Annotated in this window: 18 protein-coding genes; 12 read left to right on the forward strand and 6 right to left on the reverse strand. The window is 52.0% G+C overall.

The window, feature by feature from the left end; translation table 11 throughout:
• The first annotated feature begins 72 nt into the window (after positions 1 to 72).
• Positions 73 to 1659 (forward strand): phosphoethanolamine transferase, encoded by a 1587-nt coding sequence (locus tag HV041_RS13075; protein WP_061067588.1) that lies wholly within the window; start codon positions 73 to 75, stop codon positions 1657 to 1659.
• Positions 1660 to 1724: 65 nt separating this feature from the next.
• On the opposite strand, the gene ompX is transcribed toward HV041_RS13075, so the two are convergent.
• A complete protein-coding gene (gene ompX / locus HV041_RS13080; RefSeq protein WP_048212190.1) occupies positions 1725 to 2240 on the reverse strand; it encodes an outer membrane protein OmpX in 516 nt (171 codons plus the stop codon).
• Positions 2241 to 2651: 411 nt separating this feature from the next.
• Here ompX and rhtA point away from each other — a divergent pair, with 411 nt between their 5' ends.
• The 6 genes from rhtA (at position 2652) to ybiO (ending at position 9325) form a co-directional block, all read left to right on the forward strand.
• Complete coding sequence (gene rhtA, locus HV041_RS13085) at positions 2652 to 3539, forward strand: threonine/homoserine exporter RhtA (RefSeq protein WP_048212191.1); 888 nt, start codon at positions 2652 to 2654, stop codon at positions 3537 to 3539.
• A gap of 303 nt (positions 3540 to 3842) precedes the next feature.
• Positions 3843 to 4346, forward strand: coding sequence for a DNA starvation/stationary phase protection protein Dps (gene dps, locus HV041_RS13090; protein WP_005123679.1), 504 nt, complete (start codon positions 3843 to 3845; stop codon positions 4344 to 4346).
• 364 nt (positions 4347 to 4710) lie between these two features.
• The gene (glnH, locus tag HV041_RS13095) at positions 4711 to 5457 is read left to right on the forward strand and encodes a glutamine ABC transporter substrate-binding protein GlnH (protein WP_048212192.1); all 747 of its coding nucleotides are present in this window, start codon (positions 4711 to 4713) and stop codon (positions 5455 to 5457) included.
• Positions 5458 to 5590: 133 nt separating this feature from the next.
• Complete coding sequence (gene glnP, locus HV041_RS13100) at positions 5591 to 6250, forward strand: glutamine ABC transporter permease GlnP (RefSeq protein WP_005123684.1); 660 nt, start codon at positions 5591 to 5593, stop codon at positions 6248 to 6250.
• Positions 6247 to 6969, forward strand: a complete 723-nt coding sequence (glnQ, locus tag HV041_RS13105; protein ID WP_042309588.1) for a glutamine ABC transporter ATP-binding protein GlnQ — start codon at positions 6247 to 6249, stop codon at positions 6967 to 6969. The genes glnP and glnQ overlap by 4 nt, the downstream gene beginning before the upstream one ends.
• A gap of 118 nt (positions 6970 to 7087) precedes the next feature.
• Positions 7088 to 9325 carry a mechanosensitive channel protein gene (ybiO, locus tag HV041_RS13110; protein WP_121584401.1) on the forward strand — a complete coding sequence of 746 codons (2238 nt, stop codon included), beginning with the start codon at positions 7088 to 7090 and terminating at the stop codon, positions 9323 to 9325.
• On the opposite strand, the gene rlmF is transcribed toward ybiO, so the two are convergent.
• The gene (rlmF, locus tag HV041_RS13115; RefSeq protein WP_165712256.1) at positions 9322 to 10248 is read right to left on the reverse strand and encodes a 23S rRNA (adenine(1618)-N(6))-methyltransferase RlmF; all 927 of its coding nucleotides are present in this window, start codon (positions 10246 to 10248) and stop codon (positions 9322 to 9324) included. The genes ybiO and rlmF overlap by 4 nt on opposite strands.
• Positions 10249 to 10448: 200 nt before the next feature.
• Here rlmF and mcbA point away from each other — a divergent pair, with 200 nt between their 5' ends.
• From mcbA to ybiJ, 5 genes are all read left to right on the forward strand, one after another.
• Positions 10449 to 10709: a DUF1471 family periplasmic protein McbA gene (gene mcbA, locus HV041_RS13120; RefSeq protein ID WP_048212195.1), complete on the forward strand. Its 261-nt coding sequence runs from the start codon at positions 10449 to 10451 to the stop codon at positions 10707 to 10709.
• A 291-nt stretch (positions 10710 to 11000) separates the two neighbouring features.
• On the forward strand, positions 11001 to 13286 hold the full coding sequence (locus HV041_RS13125) for a catecholate siderophore receptor Fiu (RefSeq protein WP_121584400.1): 2286 nt from the start codon (positions 11001 to 11003) through the stop codon (positions 13284 to 13286).
• Positions 13287 to 13329: 43 nt separating this feature from the next.
• On the forward strand, positions 13330 to 14007 hold the full coding sequence (ybiX, locus tag HV041_RS13130; RefSeq protein WP_121584399.1) for a PKHD-type hydroxylase YbiX: 678 nt from the start codon (positions 13330 to 13332) through the stop codon (positions 14005 to 14007).
• A 75-nt stretch (positions 14008 to 14082) separates the two neighbouring features.
• Entirely contained in the window at positions 14083 to 14349 is a 267-nt protein-coding gene (locus HV041_RS13135; protein WP_121584398.1) for a DksA/TraR family C4-type zinc finger protein, read from the forward strand.
• Positions 14350 to 14650: 301 nt separating this feature from the next.
• Complete coding sequence (gene ybiJ, locus HV041_RS13140; RefSeq protein WP_048212199.1) at positions 14651 to 14911, forward strand: DUF1471 family protein YbiJ; 261 nt, start codon at positions 14651 to 14653, stop codon at positions 14909 to 14911.
• 96 nt (positions 14912 to 15007) lie between these two features.
• Here ybiJ and HV041_RS13145 read toward each other — a convergent pair whose 3' ends face one another.
• The 4 genes from HV041_RS13145 to HV041_RS13160 all read right to left on the reverse strand — a co-directional run bounded on the left by HV041_RS13145 (position 15008) and on the right by HV041_RS13160 (position 20980).
• Positions 15008 to 16093 carry a malate/lactate/ureidoglycolate dehydrogenase gene (locus HV041_RS13145; RefSeq protein WP_121584397.1) on the reverse strand — a complete coding sequence of 362 codons (1086 nt, stop codon included), beginning with the start codon at positions 16091 to 16093 and terminating at the stop codon, positions 15008 to 15010.
• A 162-nt stretch (positions 16094 to 16255) separates the two neighbouring features.
• Positions 16256 to 17224 (reverse strand): DNA-binding protein YbiB, encoded by a 969-nt coding sequence (gene ybiB / locus HV041_RS13150; protein ID WP_005123707.1) that lies wholly within the window; start codon positions 17222 to 17224, stop codon positions 16256 to 16258.
• A 29-nt stretch (positions 17225 to 17253) separates the two neighbouring features.
• On the reverse strand, positions 17254 to 19404 hold the full coding sequence (gene dinG, locus HV041_RS13155) for an ATP-dependent DNA helicase DinG (protein WP_005123708.1): 2151 nt from the start codon (positions 19402 to 19404) through the stop codon (positions 17254 to 17256).
• A gap of 154 nt (positions 19405 to 19558) precedes the next feature.
• Positions 19559 to 20980, reverse strand: a complete 1422-nt coding sequence (locus HV041_RS13160; protein WP_005123709.1) for a DASS family sodium-coupled anion symporter — start codon at positions 20978 to 20980, stop codon at positions 19559 to 19561.
• Between the last annotated feature and the right edge of the window lie 23 nt (positions 20981 to 21003).

Raw genomic sequence — 21003 nt, forward strand, 5'->3', positions numbered from 1 at the left:
CTTCTCGCTCTCTCAGGCAGGCATGACCCTTTGCGCCAGGGGTAGCACATGGCGTTTTTGCAACAGTGGCATATGAATTTAACCCTCAAAGATTCAATCATTGCTCGCAGCCGGGCGATTAGTCCGTGGACTGGCTTTTACTTTTTACAGTCTTTGCTGATCAACCTCGCGCTGGGCTACCCACTAAGCCTTCTTTATAGCGTTGCCTTTACCTGTGTATTGATGCTGTTGTGGCGTACTGCGCCGCGCGCGCAAAAAGCACTGATTGGCGTCTGTTCGTTGATTGCGGCAATGTATTTTCCGTTTGGCCAGGCTTACGGCTCGCCAAACTTTAATACGTTGTTAGCGCTGCACTCGACCAACATGGAAGAGTCGACCGAAATCCTGACCATCTTCCCCTGGTACAACTACCTGGTTGGCGTGTTTATTTTTGCGCTCGGCGTTATCGCCGTACGGCGTAAAAAAGACGAGCAGAAACGTCGCTGGAACAAGTACGACAGCCTGTGCTTGCTGTTCAGCATCGTTGCATTCTTTGTTACTCCGGTACAAAACCTGGCATGGGGCGGCGTTTTCAAGTTAAAAGATACCGGTTACCCGGTTTTCCGCTTTGCCAAGGACGTTATCGTCAATAACAACGAAGTGCTTGATGAGCAAGAGCGTATGGCGAAGCTGTCGAGCGTCAAAGACAGCTGGACAGTCACCGCCGTGAAGCCGAAGTATCACACCTATGTTGTGGTGATCGGTGAAAGCGCCCGTCGTGATGCGTTAGGCGCGTTTGGCGGTCACTGGGATAACACGCCGTTTTCCAGCACCGTTAATGGCTACATTTTTGCTGATTACATTGCCGCCAGCGGTTCTACGCAAAAATCGCTCGGCTTAACGCTAAACCGGGTCGTCGATAATAAGCCTCAGTTCCAGGATAACTTTGTCACGCTGGCCAACCGCGCTGGGTTCCAGACGTGGTGGTTTTCCAATCAGGGACAGATCGGTGAATACGATACGGCAATCGCCAGCATTGCGAAGCGAGCAGATGAAGTTCAGTTCCTGAAAAACGGTGATTTCGAAGCGGACAAAAACACCCGTGACGAAGCGCTGTTGAAAATGACCGCCCAGGTGCTGGCCACCGAACGCACCCAGCCGCAACTGATTGTGCTGCATTTAATGGGTTCTCACCCGCAGGCCTGCGACCGTACACAAGGAAAATATGAGACTTTCGTCCAGTCCAAGGAGACCTCCTGTTACCTGTACACCATGACGCAGACGGATGACCTGCTGCGCCAGCTTTACGAGCAGTTGCGTAACAGCGGCAGTAGCTTCTCGATGGTCTATTTCTCCGATCATGGCCTCGCCTTTAAAGAGCGCGGAAAAGAGGTGCAGTACCTGGCGCATGACGACCAGTTCCAACAGAACTTCCAGGTGCCCTTTATGGTACTGTCCAGCGATGATAAAGCGCATCGGGTGATTAAGGCCCGTCGATCCGCCAATGATTTCCTGAGTTTTTTCTCACAGTGGACGGGGATCAGCGCGAAGGAAATTATCAACAGCTACCGCTTTATCTCTGAGAAAAAAGCCGGGCCAGTGTATATCACCAACTTTAAATTGCAGAAGGTGGACTACAACCATTTGGGCACTGATATCTTCGAGACCAAATCTCGTTAACAGCTCATAATTGCAGGCAAAAAAAATCCGCCCCTGGAGGCGGATTTTTTATATCACCGAAGTGATTAGAAGCGGTAACCAACACCCGCGATCCAGGTACCTACGTCAACGCTACGAATACGGCTCTGCTCGTAAGAGAAGTCCAGAGCAACGTTTTCGATCGGGTTGAACTGCACACCGGCACCGTAAGAGAAACCGTAGTCGCTGGTGTCGTGTTTGTCAGCAGGCGTTGCTGCATCCTGGAATTTACCGTAGCCAACACCTACAACACCGTAGACGCTTGCCCAGTCATTCAGACGGTAAGCCGGACCTGCAGTGATGCCGTAGTATTGGGTTTTGTTGTAATCGCCAAACGAGTCGGTACGATCTTTTTCAGTGTAAGTGAAGGAACCGATCACGCCCAGCGGGCTGTTGTCCTGCTCGTAACGATACTTCAGGTTGAAACCGTTCATTTTGTTCGCTGCGCCCTGAGCATCGCTCTGAGCGTAACCACCAGTAACGGTAGAAGTAGCAGCTACAGCGGTACCTGCGGAGAAAGCCAGAACAGCGGCCAGTGCTGAAAGACATGCAATTTTTTTCATAACCACCTCAAATGTGCTTCAAGTAAATCTTAAGTTTTAAATATACCAAAAACCGATGGGAAACTCTTTGCGATTCGCGATGTCTAACGAAGCTTTTCATGTAACAGAACGTTTCATAAACCCGCTATCTCTTTCAATTAACATCACTTTTCTAATGATTTATGCCATTATTGCGCGCACAACACGGCACATTCATCCAGATAATTCCTAATCGCGCAGATTATTAATCCATCGTTTTCATGCCATTGTACGGATCTCAGTAATTTTTTTTTCAACGAATACTCAACCAGCCGAGCGTATTTCCATTACACTCGCTGTTTTACTTTTCTATACACATACTCACGCGCATCGCAGCAAATCTGCGGCGTCCCGCGGGGCAAGGTGTGTAACCATCATTTGACAGGAGAAAGGATGCCGGGGTCGTCACGTAAAGCGCCAGTCTGGTTGCCTATTTTGGTTTTGCTGATAGCTATGTCCTCGATTCAAAGCGGTGCATCGCTGGCGAAATCGCTGTTCCCTCTCGTCGGTGCGCCAGGCGTTACCGCCCTGCGCCTCGCACTGGGAACGCTCATCCTTATCGCCTTCTTTAAACCCTGGCGTTTACGTTTTGCCAAAGAGCAACGTCTTCCCCTGCTGTTTTATGGTTTGTCTCTGGGTGGGATGAACTATCTCTTTTACCTGTCAATTCAGACTGTACCGCTGGGTATTGCCGTAGCGCTGGAATTTACCGGGCCGCTCGCGGTAGCGTTGTTTTCCTCCCGCCGCCCGGTGGATTTTATCTGGGTTGCGCTGGCCGTGCTCGGACTGTGGTTCCTGCTACCGTTAGGTCAGGATGTTTCTCACGTTGATTTAACCGGTGCCGCGCTGGCATTAGGTGCTGGCGCCTGTTGGGCTATCTATATTCTTACCGGGCAACGCGCAGGCGAAGAGCATGGCCCGGCAACGGTCGCAGTTGGCTCATTAATCGCAGCGCTGGTTTTCGTGCCGATTGGCGTCATTCAGGCAGGCGATGCGCTGTGGCACTGGTCTATTCTCCCGTTGGGCTTAGCGGTAGCAGTCCTCTCTACTGCGCTCCCCTATTCGCTGGAAATGATCGCATTAACGCGACTGCCTACACGTACCTTTGGGACACTGATGAGCATGGAGCCTGCACTGGCTGCAGTGTCTGGAATGATTTTCCTCGGGGAAACGCTGACGTTTATCCAGACGCTGGCTCTGGGAGCGATTATTGCTGCGTCCATGGGCTCTACGCTCACCATCCGTAAGGACCCGCAAATTAAGCAAATTGACGTGAATTAACCTGCCAATATTCTGCATGGTTTGCATAATCATGCAGAATATCTTGTTATCTATCCCCACTATTATTATCGCCCTCTACCTCCCTGTTGAAGCACGCTATTTATGCTGAGGCATAGCATTAACACAATAATAACAATACGCTGTGCTAAAATAATTTATTACATTGATTTATATCGATATTTTATATTTTCATTCGCCTCGCTATTAAAGCAATAGGCAACACCAGAAAAATAAAACTGAAATTAGCGCTATACTTATCCTCGTTGAAGATTTGGGACGTAAACATCAAGAGGATATGAGATTATGAGTACTGCAAAACTGGTAAAAACAAAAGCATCAGCCCTCCTTTATACCCGTAACGATGTAACCGACAGCGATAAAAAAGCGACCGTTGAACTGCTGAATCAGCAGGTGATCCAATTCATCGACCTGTCATTGATCACCAAACAGGCACACTGGAATATGCGCGGCGCAAACTTCATTGCCGTACATGAAATGCTGGATGGTTTCCGGACAGCACTGACCGATCACCTCGATACCATGGCTGAGCGTGCCGTACAGTTAGGCGGTGTGGCGCTGGGGACAACGCAGGTTATTAACAGCAAAACGCCACTGAAAAGCTACCCGCTGGATATCCATAACGTACAGGACCACTTAAAAGAGCTGGCCGAACGTTATGCCGTGGTTGCTAACAGCGTACGTAAAGCGATAAGTGAAGCAAAAGATGAGGATACAGCAGATATCTTCACTGCGGCCTCCCGTGACCTCGACAAATTCTTGTGGTTTATCGAAGCGAACATCGAATAACAGACATATAAGAAATACCTATATTACCCTCGCATTTGCGGGGGTTTTGCACTTCTATGGTGCACAACATTGATCATTCGTCACTCCAAAGTAAATTATTTGTAATAATCACCTCACACAATCGTTAACGAAAGATTGTTTTATCAACAATTTTTACGCTAAATAGTCATACCGTTTGCACCGCGCCCGTCATGCACCAAATGAGTGCCCTGAAACGGTGCAAACAGCCCGCTTTGCCCTACTTATTGTGCAACAAAATGAGACGCCCTCTTGTTAAAACAATGAGTTGCAAAATTGGCACGATTCTTTCATTAAGCCATATGTTCTCGCAGGGGATCGCCCCGTGGATATAAAAGGAAATCCTATGAAGTCTGTATTAAAAGTTTCACTGGCTGCACTTACCCTGGCTTTTGCGGTGTCCTCCCATGCCGCAGATAAGAAACTGGTTGTCGCAACCGACACCGCCTTTGTTCCCTTTGAATTCAAACAGGGTGACAAATACGTTGGTTTTGATGTGGATCTGTGGGCTGCCGTCGCCAAAGAACTAAAGCTGGATTATGAACTGAAACCAATGGATTTCAGCGGCATCATCCCGGCTCTGCAAACCAAAAACGTCGATTTGGCGCTGGCAGGTATCACTATTACCGAAGAGCGTAAAAAAGCCATCGACTTCTCTGACGGCTACTACAAAAGCGGCCTGTTAGTGATGGTCAAAGCGAACAATAACGATGTGAAAAGCGTAAAAGATCTGGACGGTAAAGTCGTCGCAGTGAAGGGCGGCACCGGTTCCGTTGATTACGCAAAAGCGAACATCAAAACTAAAGACCTGCGTCAGTTCCCGAACATCGATAACGCGTATATGGAACTGGGTACCAACCGCGCAGACGCCGTACTGCACGATACACCAAACATTCTGTATTTCATCAAGACTGCGGGCAACGGTCAGTTCAAAGCTGTAGGTGATTCCCTGGAAGCCCAGCAGTACGGTATCGCCTTCCCGAAAGGCAGCGATGAACTGCGTGAGAAAGTGAACGGCGCGCTGAAAACGCTGAAAGAGAACGGTACTTACAACGAAATCTACAAAAAATGGTTCGGTACTGAACCTAAATAATAATCTACAGCACAGGCCCGGTAGCGTGATGCTTGCCGGGTCTACGCCAGCATTTTTGAGACCTGTAGGCCGGATAAGTACATCCGGTAAAACGGGCAATTGACTCTTTTCACCACGGTAACAGGAACGACATATGCAGTTTGACTGGAGTGCCATCTGGCCCGCCATCCCGCTTTTGATAGAAGGCGCCAAAATGACCCTGTGGATTTCAATCCTCGGTCTGGCTGGCGGTCTGATTATCGGGCTTGCAGCAGGTTTTGCGCGTACTTTCGGCGGTTGGATAGCCAACCACGTAGCGCTGGTGTTTATCGAAGTCATCCGCGGTACGCCAATCGTTGTACAGGTGATGTTTATCTACTTCGCCCTGCCAATGGCGTTTAACGATTTGCGTATTGACCCCTTCAGCGCCGCTGTTGTCACCATCATGATTAACTCCGGTGCCTATATCGCGGAAATCACGCGTGGCGCGGTACTCTCAATCCACAAAGGATTCAGCGAGGCTGGCCTGGCGCTTGGACTTTCACGCACGGAGACCATCCGCCACGTAATTTTACCTCTCGCGCTGCGTCGTATGCTGCCACCGCTGGGCAACCAGTGGATCATCAGCATCAAAGATACCTCGCTGTTTATCGTCATTGGCGTCGCTGAACTGACGCGTCAGGGTCAGGAAATCATTGCTGGTAACTTCCGCGCCCTGGAAATCTGGAGCGCCGTTGCAGTGTTCTATCTGATCATTACGCTGGTGCTGAGCTTCATTCTGCGTCGTCTGGAAAGAAGGATGAAAATCCTGTGATTGAATTTAAAAACGTTTCTAAGCACTTTGGTCCAACCCAGGTGCTACACAACATCGATCTGAATATTAAACAAGGTGAAGTCGTGGTGATTATCGGGCCATCTGGCTCCGGTAAATCTACCCTGCTGCGCTGCATTAACAAGCTGGAAGAAATTACCTCCGGTGACCTGATTGTTGACGGCCTGAAAGTGAACGATCCGAAGGTAGACGAGCGGTTAATCCGCCAGGAAGCCGGGATGGTGTTTCAGCAGTTCTACCTGTTCCCGCATCTGACGGCGCTGGAAAACGTCATGTTTGGGCCGCAGCGCGTACGCGGGGCAAATAAAGAACAGGCCGAGAAACTGGCGAAAGAACTGCTGGCGAAAGTGGGTCTGGCCGAGCGCGCCCATCACTACCCTTCTGAGCTGTCCGGCGGTCAACAACAGCGTGTGGCTATCGCCCGTGCGCTGGCGGTGAAGCCGAAAATGATGCTGTTTGATGAGCCAACCTCAGCGCTGGATCCGGAACTGCGCCACGAAGTTCTGAAAGTTATGCAGGATCTGGCGGAAGAAGGAATGACCATGGTGATTGTGACCCACGAAATCGGTTTTGCCGAAAAAGTGGCTTCACGCCTGATTTTCATTGATAAGGGACGTATTGCCGAGGACGGTAATCCGCAGGCCCTGATTGAAAATCCGCCCAGCCAACGCTTACAGGAATTCTTGCAGCACGTTTCCTGATAGCCCTGCCTCCCTTCGCCCGAAGGGAGGTTTTTCACCAGAATCCTCTCATTTCAATTCTCTCCCGCCCTGACATCTATACTTATCCTTTTGAATTTATTTTCTCATGGGAGGAGTGATGCGCGGGATCCTGTTCATCATTGTTTGTCTGTTGAGTCTTCCGACCCAGGCGGTGACGATTCCTGGCGTCACCACGCCAACGTCAACCAACGCGCAAACCACACCGGCGAAAGAGCCGGATATTGAACAGAAAAAGGCGGCTTACGGCGCCCTGGCCGATGTGCTGGAAAATGACGCCTCGCGTCAGGAGCTGATCGGCCAGTTACGCAAAGTGGCCACTGCCCCTCCTGCCGAGCCGGTGCCGACCATTGTCCCGCCCACGTTAACGGAAGAAAAAACGGTACTGGAAAACGTCACGGATGTCACCCGCCACTACGGTGAAGCCCTCTCCAGCCGCTTTGCCCAGCTTTATCGCAATATTACCGATGCCCCGCATAAGATCTTTAACCCGCAAACATTCACCAATGCCCTGACGCATTTTTTAATGCTGGCGGTGTCAGTGTTCGGTTTTTTCTGGCTGGTTCGCCTGTGCGCGCTGCCGCTGTATCGCAAAATGGGACAATGGGCACGACGCAAAAACCGTGAGCGCAGCAACTGGCTCCAGCTTCCGGCGATGATCGTTGGCGCATTCGTTATCGATTTGCTTCTACTGGCGCTCACCTTGTTTGTCGGGCAGATACTGAGCGACAAAATGAACGCCGGCAGTCGCACCATCGCCTTTCAGCAAAGCCTGTTTCTCAATGCCTTCGCCCTGATTGAATTCTTCAAGGCCATTTTGCGCCTGATATTTTGCCCGGCGGTGGCCGAGCTGCGCCCGTTTAACATTCAGGATGCAGGCGCACGCTACTGGAATCGCCGTTTGAGTTCATTGAGCAGCCTGATTGGCTACGGGCTTATCGTTGCCGTACCCATTATTTCGAATCAGGTTAATGTGCAGGTCGGCGCGATGGCAAACGTCATCATCATGCTGTGCATCACGCTGTGGGCGCTGTACCTGATTTTCAGAAACAAGAATGAGATTACCCAGCACTTACAGAATCTTGCCGCACGCTCTTTAGCTTTCTTTAGCCTGTTTATCCGTGCTTTTGCGCTGATATGGCATTGGCTGGCCAGCGCCTACTTCATTGTGCTGTTTTTCTTCTCGCTGTTTGATCCAGGCAACAGCCTGAAATTCATGATGGGCGCCACGCTGCGCAGCCTGGTGATCATCGGGATAGCCGCCTTTGTATCCGGCATGTTATCCCGCTGGATTGCCAAAACCATTACCCTGTCGCCGCACACGCAGCGCAGCTATCCGGAATTACAAAAGCGGCTAAATGGCTGGCTGTCAACGGCGTTAAGCGTGGCCAGGATCCTGACAGTGTGCGTCGCGGTCATGCTGCTACTCAACGCCTGGGGACTGTTCGACTTCTGGAACTGGCTGCATTACGGCGCAGGCGAAAAAACGGTGGATATCCTGATCCGTATCGCGCTGATTTTATTCTTCTCCGCCATCGGCTGGACGATCCTCGCCAGCCTGATTGAAAATCGTCTGGCTTCCGATATTCATGGTCGCCCGTTACCCAGCGCGCGTACTCGCACCCTGCTGACGCTGTTTCGCAACGCACTGGCGGTGATCATCAGCACGATCACTATCATGATTGTACTGTCCGAAATTGGCGTCAATATCGCCCCTTTACTGGCTGGTGCCGGAGCGTTGGGGCTGGCTATCTCTTTCGGCTCACAAACGTTGGTAAAAGATATTATTACCGGGATCTTTATTCAGTTCGAGAATGGCATGAACACCGGCGATCTGGTGACCATCGGTCCACTCACCGGTACGGTAGAACGGATGTCCATCCGCTCAGTGGGCGTGCGTCAGGACACCGGGGCGTACCATATCATCCCGTGGTCATCGATAACGACCTTCGCCAATTTTGTGCGTGGCATTGGATCGGTCGTCGCCAATTACGATGTAGACCGCCATGAGGATGCGGATAAAGCGAATCAGGCATTGAAAGACGCGGTTGCTGCGGTGATGGAAAAAGAAGATATCCGCGGGCTTATCATTGGCGAGCCGTCGTTTGCCGGGATTGTGGGGTTAACCAATACGGCCTTCACGCTGCGGGTTTCGTTTACCACCTTGCCGCTGAAGCAGTGGACGGTACGTTTTGCGCTCGACAGCCAGGTGAAAAAATACTTCGATCTGGCCAACGTACGCGCGCCGGTACAGACGTATCAGGTCTTGCCTGCACCGGTGCATGGCCCAACCCCTGCGGCAAGCGAACCGCTGCCGCCAGCCGAGCCCACGCTTTAGCGTTGACGCGCCATAAAACGACGACGCTGATCGTTATCCATAAAGGTCCAGGCAATAAAGCGACTCTGCTTTTGCCCCTGGGCCATCTCTTTTTTAACCACTTTCACCGCGCCCGCATCGGTTAACGCGTGATATAGCGGAGGCAAATTCTCGCCGCGCGAAACCAGCGTGGTGAACCACATTACCTGGCGACCAAAGGCCTGGCTTTCGGCGATCATTTTTTTGATGAACGCCACTTCCCCCCCTTCACACCACAGCTCCTGCTGCTGTCCGCCAAAGTTCAGCGCATCATCTTTGTCCTGGCCCAGATTGCGGCGTTTGCGCTCGCTTCCTGCGCGGGCTGAGGCCGCAGAATCATGGAATGGCGGGTTACACAATGTGGCTTCATACTGCTCATTCTTGTGAATGATACCGTTGAAGATTGCCGTCGCATCTTTCTGGCGACGCAGACGAATAGCACGGGTTAACCCCGGATTGCCGTTTATGATCGCCTGAGCACTGGTAAACGCTTCGCTACTGCTCTCACTGCCCGTGAATCGCCAGCCGTATTCATGCACGCCGATCAGCGGATAAATACAGTTTGCCCCTACGCCTATATCCAGGATGCTCGCATTTGCAGGGATGGTTCCGGTGGTTTCACCCAACAGGTCGGCCAGATGGTGAATGTAGTCCGCACGACCCGGAACCGGTGGGCAAAGAAAACCTTCCGGGATATCCCAGTTTGCCACCGCATAATAATGCGCCAGCAGTGCTTTATTGAGCGCCTTAACTGCCTGCGGATTGGCGAAATCAACACTCTGCTCGCCGCCGGGCGTGAGGGTGAGAAATTGCGTCAGCTCGGGGGTAACCTGGCATAACGTCGCAAGATCATAACGGCCATTGTGGCGGTTGCGTGGATGTAATCCCGGTTTCTGGGGGGGCATAGCATTCTCCTTTTAACAGCGGCGTAAGATACCCGCATAACGCCACGGGGTAAACATACACAGCAGGGAAATTTCATTTTTTATACGAATTGCATCGTTCAAAAAATAGCCTGTTGTTGGTCGATTTTTTGCGGCAAATGCCCTGCAATGACGACCTAAACTTATCAGGCACGATCTGTTGTTTCTCAGAGGATATCATCATGAAGAAATGCCTCACATTCCTTGCCGCTACCATACTTACCGGCATGACATTTGCGACTTTTGCTGCCCAGCCCAATGCCAGTCCTGCCAACGGTCCACTACAAGCCTCCGGTACGATTTCCGTGAGCGGAGCATCAAGCCTGGATGACCTCGAAGGTAAGCTGGCAGAAAAAGCCAAAGAGCAAGGCGCGAAAGGTTTTGTGGTTAATTCCGCTGGCGGTAAAAATCAGATGTACGGTACAGCAACTATTTATAAGTAACTCTCACTCAGCTCAACTGCATTCGCCCTGAATGCAGTTTGCTGTCCTTTCTTTCTGAAATCCCCTGCATGAACTGTAACCGCCATGTTGGAATTTTGAATTCAATGTAAATAAATGTATTTATTTTTGAAGTAATGAATGCTAAAACGTCACACTTATTGATAATGCTTATCAAAATTATTATCAATTACGCATTTCATTCAGGCGAGGCCTGCAGGGTATAACGTCCACAGAGATGTCCCTTCGTTTGAGTGAAACCTTCTACTCAAAAATAATAAGTCATTCATTAACATGGATAAAAATCGCAACTTGCCGTCCAGTAGTTTTCATTCACTGACTTTTTTTGCCGGTCTGTGCATTGGCCTGTCTCCGGTAGCCCAGGCTGTCGCCGCAGGCGATCAGGATAAAAAACAAGAAGATACGTTGGTCGTTGAAGCGGCCAAACCTTCGTTGTACGCCCCAACACAGTCTGCCGACCCTAAATTCTCTCGCCCGGTGGCGGATACCACCCGCACCATGACGGTGATATCTGAGCAGGTGATTAAGGATCAAGGCGCAACAAATCTGACCGATGCGTTGAAAAACGTGCCGGGTGTTGGCGCATTTTTTGCGGGTGAAAATGGTAACTCCACCACCGGCGATGCGGTGTATATGCGAGGTGCTGACACCTCAAACAGCATTTATATCGACGGTATTCGTGATATTGGTAGCGTCACGCGTGACACCTTCAATACGGAACAGGTTGAAGTGATTAAAGGCCCTTCCGGTACCGACTATGGTCGCAGTGCCCCCACTGGCTCCATCAATATGATCAGCAAGCAGCCGCGCACCGATTCAGGTATTGATGCCTCAGCCAGCGTCGGTAGCGCCTGGTTTCGCCGGGGAACGCTGGATATCAATCAGGTCATCGGTGACACCACCGCAGTACGCTTAAACCTGATGGGTGAAAAAACACATGATGCCGGTCGCGACAACGTGCAGAATGAACGTTACGGCGTGGCCCCCTCTCTCGCTTTTGGCTTAGGTACCGAGAACCGACTGTATCTGAACTATCTACACGTTACTCAACACAACACACCGGATGGCGGTGTCCCCACCATCGGCTTGCCGGGATATTCAGCGCCTTCCGCAGGGACGTCTGCACTGAATCATTCAGGAAAAGTGGATACGCATAATTTCTACGGTACAAACTCGGATTACGACGATTCGACGACCGATACTGCGACGATGCGTTTTGAACATGATCTGGGCGACAGCACCACGATTCGCAACACCACCCGCTGGTCGCGTATTAAGCAGGATTATCTGATGACGGCGGTAATGGGCGGTGCGTCAAACATCACCCAACCCACCAGCAGCGTTGACACCTGGAACTGGTCGCGTGTCGCGAATACCAAAGATGTCAGCAACAAAATCCTCACCAACCAGACCAACCTGACCTCAAAGTTTTACACGGGATCCATCGGTCATGACATCAGCACCGGTGTGGAGCTGACGCGCGAAACGCAAACCAACTATGGCGTAGTCCCGATCACCCCGCCGCCGGTCAATATTTACTCACCGAACAGCAACGTGAACATTGGTGGATTATCCCGTAATGGCGCCAACGCCAACGGCCAGACCGATACCTTCGGTATTTACGCCTTCGATACTCTGCAAATTACGCGTGATATTGAACTGAACGGTGGTATTCGTCTGGATAATTATCGTACCGAGTATGACAGCGCCACCGCGTGCGGTGCTTCTGGCCGTGGTGCAGTTGCATGTCCGACAGGCGTCGCCAAAGGTTCTCCGGTTACGACCGTGGATACTGCCAAATCAGGCAATCTGGTGAACTGGAAAGCGGGCGCGCTGTATCACCTGACCGATAACGGCAATGTCTACATTAACTATGCCGTTTCTCAGCAACCGCCGGGCGGCAGTAACTTTGCCCTTGCACAGGGCGGAAGCGGTAACAGCGCCAACCGGACCGATTTTAAACCGCAGAAAGCGAAAACCAGCGAGATCGGCACCAAATGGGAGGTGCTGGATAAGCGCCTGCTGTTAACCGCCGCGATTTTCCGTACGGATATTGAAAATGAAGTAGAGCAGAACGACGACGGAACATATTCCCAGTACGGGGAGAAACGCGTTGAAGGCTACGAACTCTCTGTAGCTGGCAACATCACTCCCGCATGGCAGGTTATTGGGGGATACACCCAGCAACGCGCCACGATCCACAGCGGCAAAAACGTTGCTCAGGATGGTTCTTCTTCCCTGCCCTATACGCCGGAACATGCCTTCACGCTGTGGAGCCAGTATCAGGCTACCGATGATATTTCCGTTGGCGCGGGCGCACGTTACGTGGGCAGTATGCATCGCGGCTCGGACGGCGCCGTGGGTACGCCATCTTATACTGAAGGCTACTGGGTTGCGGATGCCAAGTTAGGCTATCGCGTAAACCGCAATCTCGATTTCCAGCTGAACGTCTATAACCTGTTCGACACCGATTATGTATCCTCCATTAACAAGAGTGGATACCGTTACCATCCGGGCGAGCCAAGAACCTTCCTGCTCACCGCCAATATGCATTTCTGATCCATCTCGTGGGGCGTTAGCCCCACTTTCAGGAGAAACACTGATGATGTACCACATTCCCGACGTTCTGTCGGCGCAGGATGTCGCCTGGTTTCGCGAACAACTGGACGCTGCCGACTGGGTTGATGGCCGCGCAACCACCGGCACTCAGGGCGCGCAGGTAAAAAACAACCAGCAGGTGGATACGCAAAGTGAGCGTTACGGAATTTTGCAACAGGCGGTACAAACCGCGGTGAATAACAGCCCGCTTTTCTTCGCCGCAGCATTACCGAAAACGCTCTCCACACCGCTGTTTAATCGCTACCAGAACAACGAAACCTACGGTTTTCACGTTGATGGCGCGGTGCGTAGTCACCCGGAAAACGGCTGGATGCGCACAGACCTTTCCGCCACCTTATTCCTCAGTAATCCCGACGATTATGCGGGAGGAGAGCTGCTGGTCAATGACACCTACGGCCAGCATGCGGTGAAACTTCCGGCAGGCGATCTGGTGCTTTACCCTTCCAGCAGCCTACATTGCGTCACGCCAGTAACCCATGGCGTTCGTGTGGCATCCTTTATGTGGGTACAATCAATGATCCGTGATGACAAAAATCGCGCCATGCTTTTTGAACTGGATAAAAACATTCAGTCCCTGAAGGCACGTCATGGGGAAAGTAGCGAGATCCTGTCATTACTCAATCTCTACCATAACCTGCTGCGCGAATGGTCTGAAATCTGATACCGCTGATGCGTGGTCGTTTTTCGCCCATCACATTCGCTATACTTATTCTGTAGACATCAACAGGAGGTACATATGGCATCCGGATGGGCAAATGACGACGCTGTTAACGAACAGATCAACAATACGATTGAAGATGCTGTTGCCCGCGCCCGCGGTGAGTTATCGACGGGGGAAAGTCTGCATGAATGTGAAGAATGTGGCAATCCTATCCCGCAGGCGCGCCGTGAAGCGGTACCCGGCGTGCGTTTGTGCATCTCCTGCCAGCAGGATAAAGATTCACATAACTCTGCATTTTCAGGATATAATCGCAGAGGTTCGAAAGACAGCCAGCTACGTTGACTCATCTTTACCAAAAGTTTCAGCGCATACGATTTCCTTTACGAGCACGCTTTTTCACTCGCGGTGTAGCAAAATGTGCCGTTGTCACTTTCTCTGTAAAGCGCTATGACAAGAACTGTAAATCCCTCTTCTGAATTTATTAATATTCAATAAGTTATTTGTCATTCAATTTTTTTGATTGATGTCGTCAATTCTATTCGATTTTCTCTCACCGAAAAAAACGTGATACTTCTCACATCGACAGAACAACGTCTGCTGAACAGAACATCGACTAACCGAATAAACCTGCGAGAGAAAAATCATGAAAAACATTAAATTTGCTGTTGCTGCTATCGCCCTGTCTACCCTGTCATTTGGTGTTTTCGCTGCTGAGCCGGTTACCTCCACTCAGGCGCAAAGCATGAATAAAATGGGTGTGGTATCTGCTGATGGCGCCACCACGCTGGACGGCCTGGAAGCAAAACTGGCTGAAAAAGCAGCTGCTGCTGGTGCAAGTGGTTACAGCATCACCTCCGCTGTCGGCAACGACAAAATGAGCGGCACCGCGGTTATCTACAAATAACCAACAGAATTCCTGTACGACCCAATGCTCCAACCCTCATTGACCCTGTTTGTTACCCTTTGTTTGCCCGTCCGCCACTGGACGGGCTTTTTTTATCTAACGTTCAAGCCGTTGGCGAAACGCCTGCAATACCGCATCCGGCATACCGATTTGCTGTGCCGCCTCACATATCGCTTGCCAACTTCCGGCATCAAGCGGGATACCCTGCGCCAGCCGCTCTTCACGGGTATTCACTTCCCACTCACCCGGTAACAGGATAGGCGTATCCTCAGCATGCGGCGACGCTTTGACCCATTCAGCAAATGCCGAAACCTGATTGTCACAGTCCGGGGCACCGAATAGTGTTGGGTTAATGATGATCGTGGTCATGCAGTTAATAATGGCGTCTGCGCTGTTCTGCAAACTGGCTTCGTGGGTCGTTTTACCGCCAGAAAGCGCACCGCCCATGATTTCACACATTGCCGCCAGCGCGTAGCCTTTATGCTGGGCAAAGGTGAGCAGCGAGCCCAATGGCGATTCCTGCATAACGGCAGGATCGGTAGTAGGAGCCCCCTGAGCATCAATCAGACAGCCCGGCGCAACCGGCTCACCTTTGTGCCACGCCACGCGCGTTTTGCCAAAAGCGATGGCGCTGGTCGCATAGTCCAGCAGCAACGGGAAATCATTTTTACGTGGAAACACAACGCAGAAGGGGTTGGTGCCAAAACGACTATCGCGGCCATGAAACGGTGCGACCATCGGGATCCCGACCACACTCACAAAATGCACTGAGACAAAACCTGCCGCCGCACATTGCTCCGCCCAGTAGCCAATACGTCCGATATGATGCGAATTATGTAATGCCACGGCGGCGATACCGTGCTGGCGCGCTTTTTCAATCCCCAGCGTGATTGCTTCGTGCGCCGCCACTTGGCCAAAGGCACTATCGCCATCAAGCGTAATCACCGCCCCCGCATCTTTAACCACTTTGGCATGACGATTGATCTGCAGATGTCCCTGCGAGAATGAGCGAATATAGCTTGGGATCATGCCGATGCCGTGGGAGTCATGACCGGCGAGGTTAGAGGCAATCAGATGATCGGCCACCAACTGCGCTTCCTGTTTATTGCTTCCCATCTGGTGAAACACGGCCTGGATAAAGGCGTGCAGCGTTGGCACATGGAAGCGATGTCCACTGTTCATTGTTATCTCCTGTTGTGTCGCGTGTTGATTGTGTTTCTTATTATTCAACAAACTATGCTGCGCCACGGCGCTCAGGAGGTCAATAAACGTGCAGAAATTTCACGTTGATGAAAAGAGAGAACCGACAGGCCTGGTAAATGGCCCGCCGGAACAACAAATGGATTAGAAACTTTGCTCGACGCGAGCAAGTCCTTCATCCAGCATCGCGGATTCACCGGTTGCCACCAGGCAGCAGGCCATCTGGATTTTCAGCGATGCCGGAACCGGCTCACTGCCAGCCAGACAACGCTCAATCCAGCGTGCGGTGGTTTCCGGGTCTTTTGCCACCGGCAGCGGTACCGGCTCGTCAGGCATCTCGCTCTGTCGGTCCTGTAGCACTCGCACGCCGGACGAATCTATCAGGCTTATCTGCGGACAGCGCTGCGGGTTGGCGTACACCTCGCCTTCGGTACCGTGCATCAACAGGCCACGTCCACCGATATCGCCGAAGAATTTTGCCACACGTGAGACGTATTCCGGGTGTGACACGCTGGAAAGACGCAGCGCGGCGTCTTCGGCAAACGGCGTGGCTAATTTAGCCAGCGTGTGCGCACTGTTGCGCACCCCCATTCTCCAGCGCATCGCCAGCTGTTTTTCCAGCGGAGGGCACAGCGCGCTTACCGGGATAAACACCGGCTGATGACCATCCAGTTTTGCCTGTGCCTGCCCGGCATGCAGCGTCGGCGCAATCCCCATCAGTTCAAAAATGGTTTCTGTCAGCACGCGGGTAGGATCCTCGCTGACGCCATGCACCACCACCGGGAATCCCAGCTTATGCAGTAAAATCGCCAATAGCGGCGTCAAATTCGCCTGCTTGCGCGCGCCATTGTAACTGGGGATAACAATGGGCATGGGTTTAGCAACTGGCGGCGTCAGGCGAATGGTGTGGTTTTGCATCGCTTCATAAAAGCCCAGCATCTCCGCTTCTCCCTCTCCTTTAATGCGCAACGCAATCAGCACGCCGCCCATCTCAAGGTCAGGGACATCGCCATTCAGCATATGGGTATACAGTCCGCGAGCAGTATCCTGGTCCAGGTCACGCGCGTGATTTTTACCTCGCCCAATCTCTTTGATGATTTTGCGGTAATCCATCGATAACTCCTTTCCTGTTGCTCGCATCGTTAACGCCGACGGCGGCGCGTAGGTTTCGTTTTTTCTTTTGGTTTTACTATAACGTCTGGCACAGCAGGTTGCTCTATCGGAAAAATGGGTAACGCATTCAGTAAACGCTTGCCATAGTTTTTGGTCAACAACCGCTTATCGTAGATCACGACTTCACCCCAGCAGCCATGGCTACGAATGAGTCGCCCAACCTGCTGGATCAAATTGAACGATGCTGCCGGTAAGCTTTGCACCTCAAAAGGGTAGCGGTTCAGGCTTTTCAGCCACTCCCCCTCAGTGACCACTACCGGACTGTCGATAGGCGGAAACGCAATTTTGTGAATATGCACCTGGCTCAGCAGCTCGCCTTTCAAATCCAGACCTTCAGCAAAAGACTGCAGCCCAACCAGCACGCTGCGTTCGCCGTTTTCTACCCGTTTTCGGTGTAACTCCACCAGACGATAGCGCGGCTGGTCGCCCTGTACCAGCAACAGCAGGCGCAGATCGGTAACGTGCTCAAGAAAACGCTGCATCGCCCGACCGCTGGCAAACAGAACCAGCATGCCCTGATGCTTTTTACTTTCCAGTTGTTCGCGGAAATAAGCGGCCATTTCCGCGATATGCTGCTCTTCGTGCTCAATTAACGGTTCGTAGCGCATCTGCGGAATAACGATTTTGCCCTGCTCAACGTGGTTAAACGGTGAATCCAGCGCGACAAAGCGGTCTCCGGCCTTTTCTTTCAGCCCGCTCATTTCCTGAAGACGCGAGAAGCTATTGAGAGAACGCAGCGTGGCAGAAGTGACAATAATATGCGGCACGCTGCGCCACAGCAGGCGTTCGAGCTGATCGCTCACGCGGATCCCCACGCAGTGAAACCAGACGTGGATCTGTCCGTCACGCACCTCACGCGTCGCCCATTTACTCACCGGCGCGCCTGATGACTGCGCGAGCGATGCCAAACGCCACAATTTGCTTTGCGCCTCAAACATGCCCAGCGCCCGGTTCATCTGTAAAATAACCCGATGCAGACGCACAATATCGTGGGTGCCGGTTTTTTCGCTGAGATCGTTGAGAAACAATTCCGCCAGACCGCGCAGCATTTCCGTCAGTTTCGCCAGTCGCTGGCAGATCTCCATCACTTCACCAGGCAGTTCTCCCATTGCAAAGCGGTGTTCCGCTTCCTGGGTAGCGGGCATATAGAGATTGAGGATGTTATTAAGTGAGGCAATCAGCTCATATAGCTCTTCACAGTGACCGTTCAACCGCTCGGCGTTCGCCAGTGGCGGCGTGGTTTTCGGGCGGAACTGCTCCATGCAGGTCGCGACTAATTTGCAAAACAGATCCAGTTGGAGCCGATACCAGGGGGCGCTGATTTCTGCACTCATCTCCAGCGCATCGCGGGCAACATCCGGCAAATGATGGCCTTCATCAAGGACCAGCAGCAGGTTTTTCGGCTCTGGCAAAACAGCTTCGCTTTCCATAGCCGCCATCACCAACGCGTGATTGGCTACCACCACTTCGGCTTCCTGAATCTCGCGGCGGGCGACAAAAAAAGGACATTCACGATAGTAGTGGCAGTTGCGGTTCAGACAGCTCGCTTTATCGGTGCTCAGACGCTGCCAGAGTCCGTCATCAATGGCGATACCCGTGTGATCGCGCAGCCCGTCCCACTTGTAGCTATCGAGATCGCCTTTTAGCCTGGCGCAGCGCTTTTGTTCTTCCTGGTTGTTGGGCGTCAGGTCATCGTCGAGAAAGGCCAGCAGATCCTGCTGATTGGGTTCGGTACTGGCCAGCGCCGCTAAATTACGCGGGCAGACATAGCGACCACGACCAAACGCGGCGGTAAAACGCAGATCGGGGATAATTTTACGCAGCAACGGCAGGTCTTTGCTGTAGATCTGATCCTGCAAAGCAACGTTGGCGGTACTGACCACCAGCGTTTTTTGTTCTTCACGCGCAATGGCAATACCGGGGATCAGGTACGACAGGGTTTTCCCCACCCCGGTCGGCGCTTCAATCGCCAGATGCCGCCCTTCTTCACCTGCCAGCGTTTTCGCAACGTCAGCAATCATCTGCCGCTGCGGCGCACGGGGGATAAAGTCGGGGATCTGTTCCTGAAGCGCCTTATACCAGGCGGCGATTTGCGCTTTTAACGCGGCCGTTAGTGCCATGAGAAAACCTGAAATACTGTATAAACAGCCACTATTGTGGCACATTTCAGTCCCTGGATGTACCTTTTTCCCCCATTCTGGAAAGCGCTTCGCAATTCATTTTTCCTGGCCGGACGGCTGTTCGGGTCCTGTCCGGCCAATAATTCGCTAACGCTTAATAGTATCCCAACAGCTTCCACCACAGCATGCCCACGACAAAAATGATAATCACATTCGCCGTCACCACGCAGAGGTTGATTTTGTAAAAGCGCGGACGTTCAAAATAACCCTGGGCAAAATAAATGGGGCCAGGTCCACCACCGTACTCGGTATTCCCCCACATCAGGTTACTAAAGATACCGAAGCAAATAGCCACCATCATCGGCGGCGCGCCTGCTGCGATCGCCGTGGCCGCGAAAGGGGCATACAGTGCAGCGACATGCCCGGTCGCCGTAGCGAAGAGATAATGGACGTAAATGTAAAGGATCCCCAACACAATAAACGATTCGATCGCGCCAAAACCCTGAATACCGCTGCCTAATTTTATGGTCATCCATTTAATAAAGCCCAGATCGGCAAGCCCTGTCGCCAGACTAATAATGACGCTAAACCAGATCACCGTATCCCAGGCCGCATGGTCATTAAGCAAACTTTTCCAGCTAACAGCGCCCGAGGCAAACAGATAAGCTGCCAGCCCCAGCCCGACAGATGTGGCAGACAATCCCGTAATCAAGCTGGTACCCCAACCAACCAGCGCCAGCACAAAACCAAACGCGACCTTTTTCTCGTTGCTGCTCATCGAACCGAGCTCACCGAGGGCCTGTTTGCCCATCGCTTTCGCCTCCGGCGTACGCTTAAGCTCGGGATCCAATAATTTATAGACCAGTAGCGGCATCAGGCAGAAACAGACCATCGCAGGGACCACTGCGGAAATAAACCATCCACCCCAGGTTATCTCTATTCCTAATGACGATTTCGCCAAACTCGCTACCAGCGGATTCGCCGCCATCCCGGTGAGAAATATTGCCCCGGTAATCGGCGTAAACTGGAAGCACACCATGGTTAAGAAATCGCCGATACGCTTGCCCGTTGCCCCTGGTGCGGAACCCAAGACATCATTGATGGAACGAGTGATAGGGAAAATAATCCCCCCGGAACGCGCGGTTACGGATGGCATCGCCGGGGCCATAATCAGATCGGAAACCCCCAGTGAGTAAGCGATACCCAGGCTACTGCCACCAAAGAGCGATAACATTTTATACGCAATACGTTTCCCCAATCCCGAGGTTACAAAACCAAGAGACAAGACGTAGGCACAGAAAATGAGCCATACCGTACCGGATGCAAAACCTGACAATGCTTTTGCCTCTGGCAAGGTTTTGGTAAAAATGACCACGCAAAGTGCAATCAACATCACCGCCCCCGAAGGGAGCGGCTGGGTAAGGATCGCGGCAATGGTCGCGGCAAATATCGCGAACATATGCCAGGCCTGAGGCGTCAGACCATCAGGTACGGGATAAAACCAAACGATCGCGCCTATCGCCAGCGGTATCAGGAACGACAGAATGGATTTTCCCGCGACAGAATTCGTTGACATAAAAATATCCTTATTCCGTTAGC

The organism is Citrobacter sp. RHBSTW-00029 (assembly GCF_014104295.1).
Classification (GTDB): Bacteria; Pseudomonadota; Gammaproteobacteria; order Enterobacterales; family Enterobacteriaceae; genus Citrobacter; species Citrobacter youngae.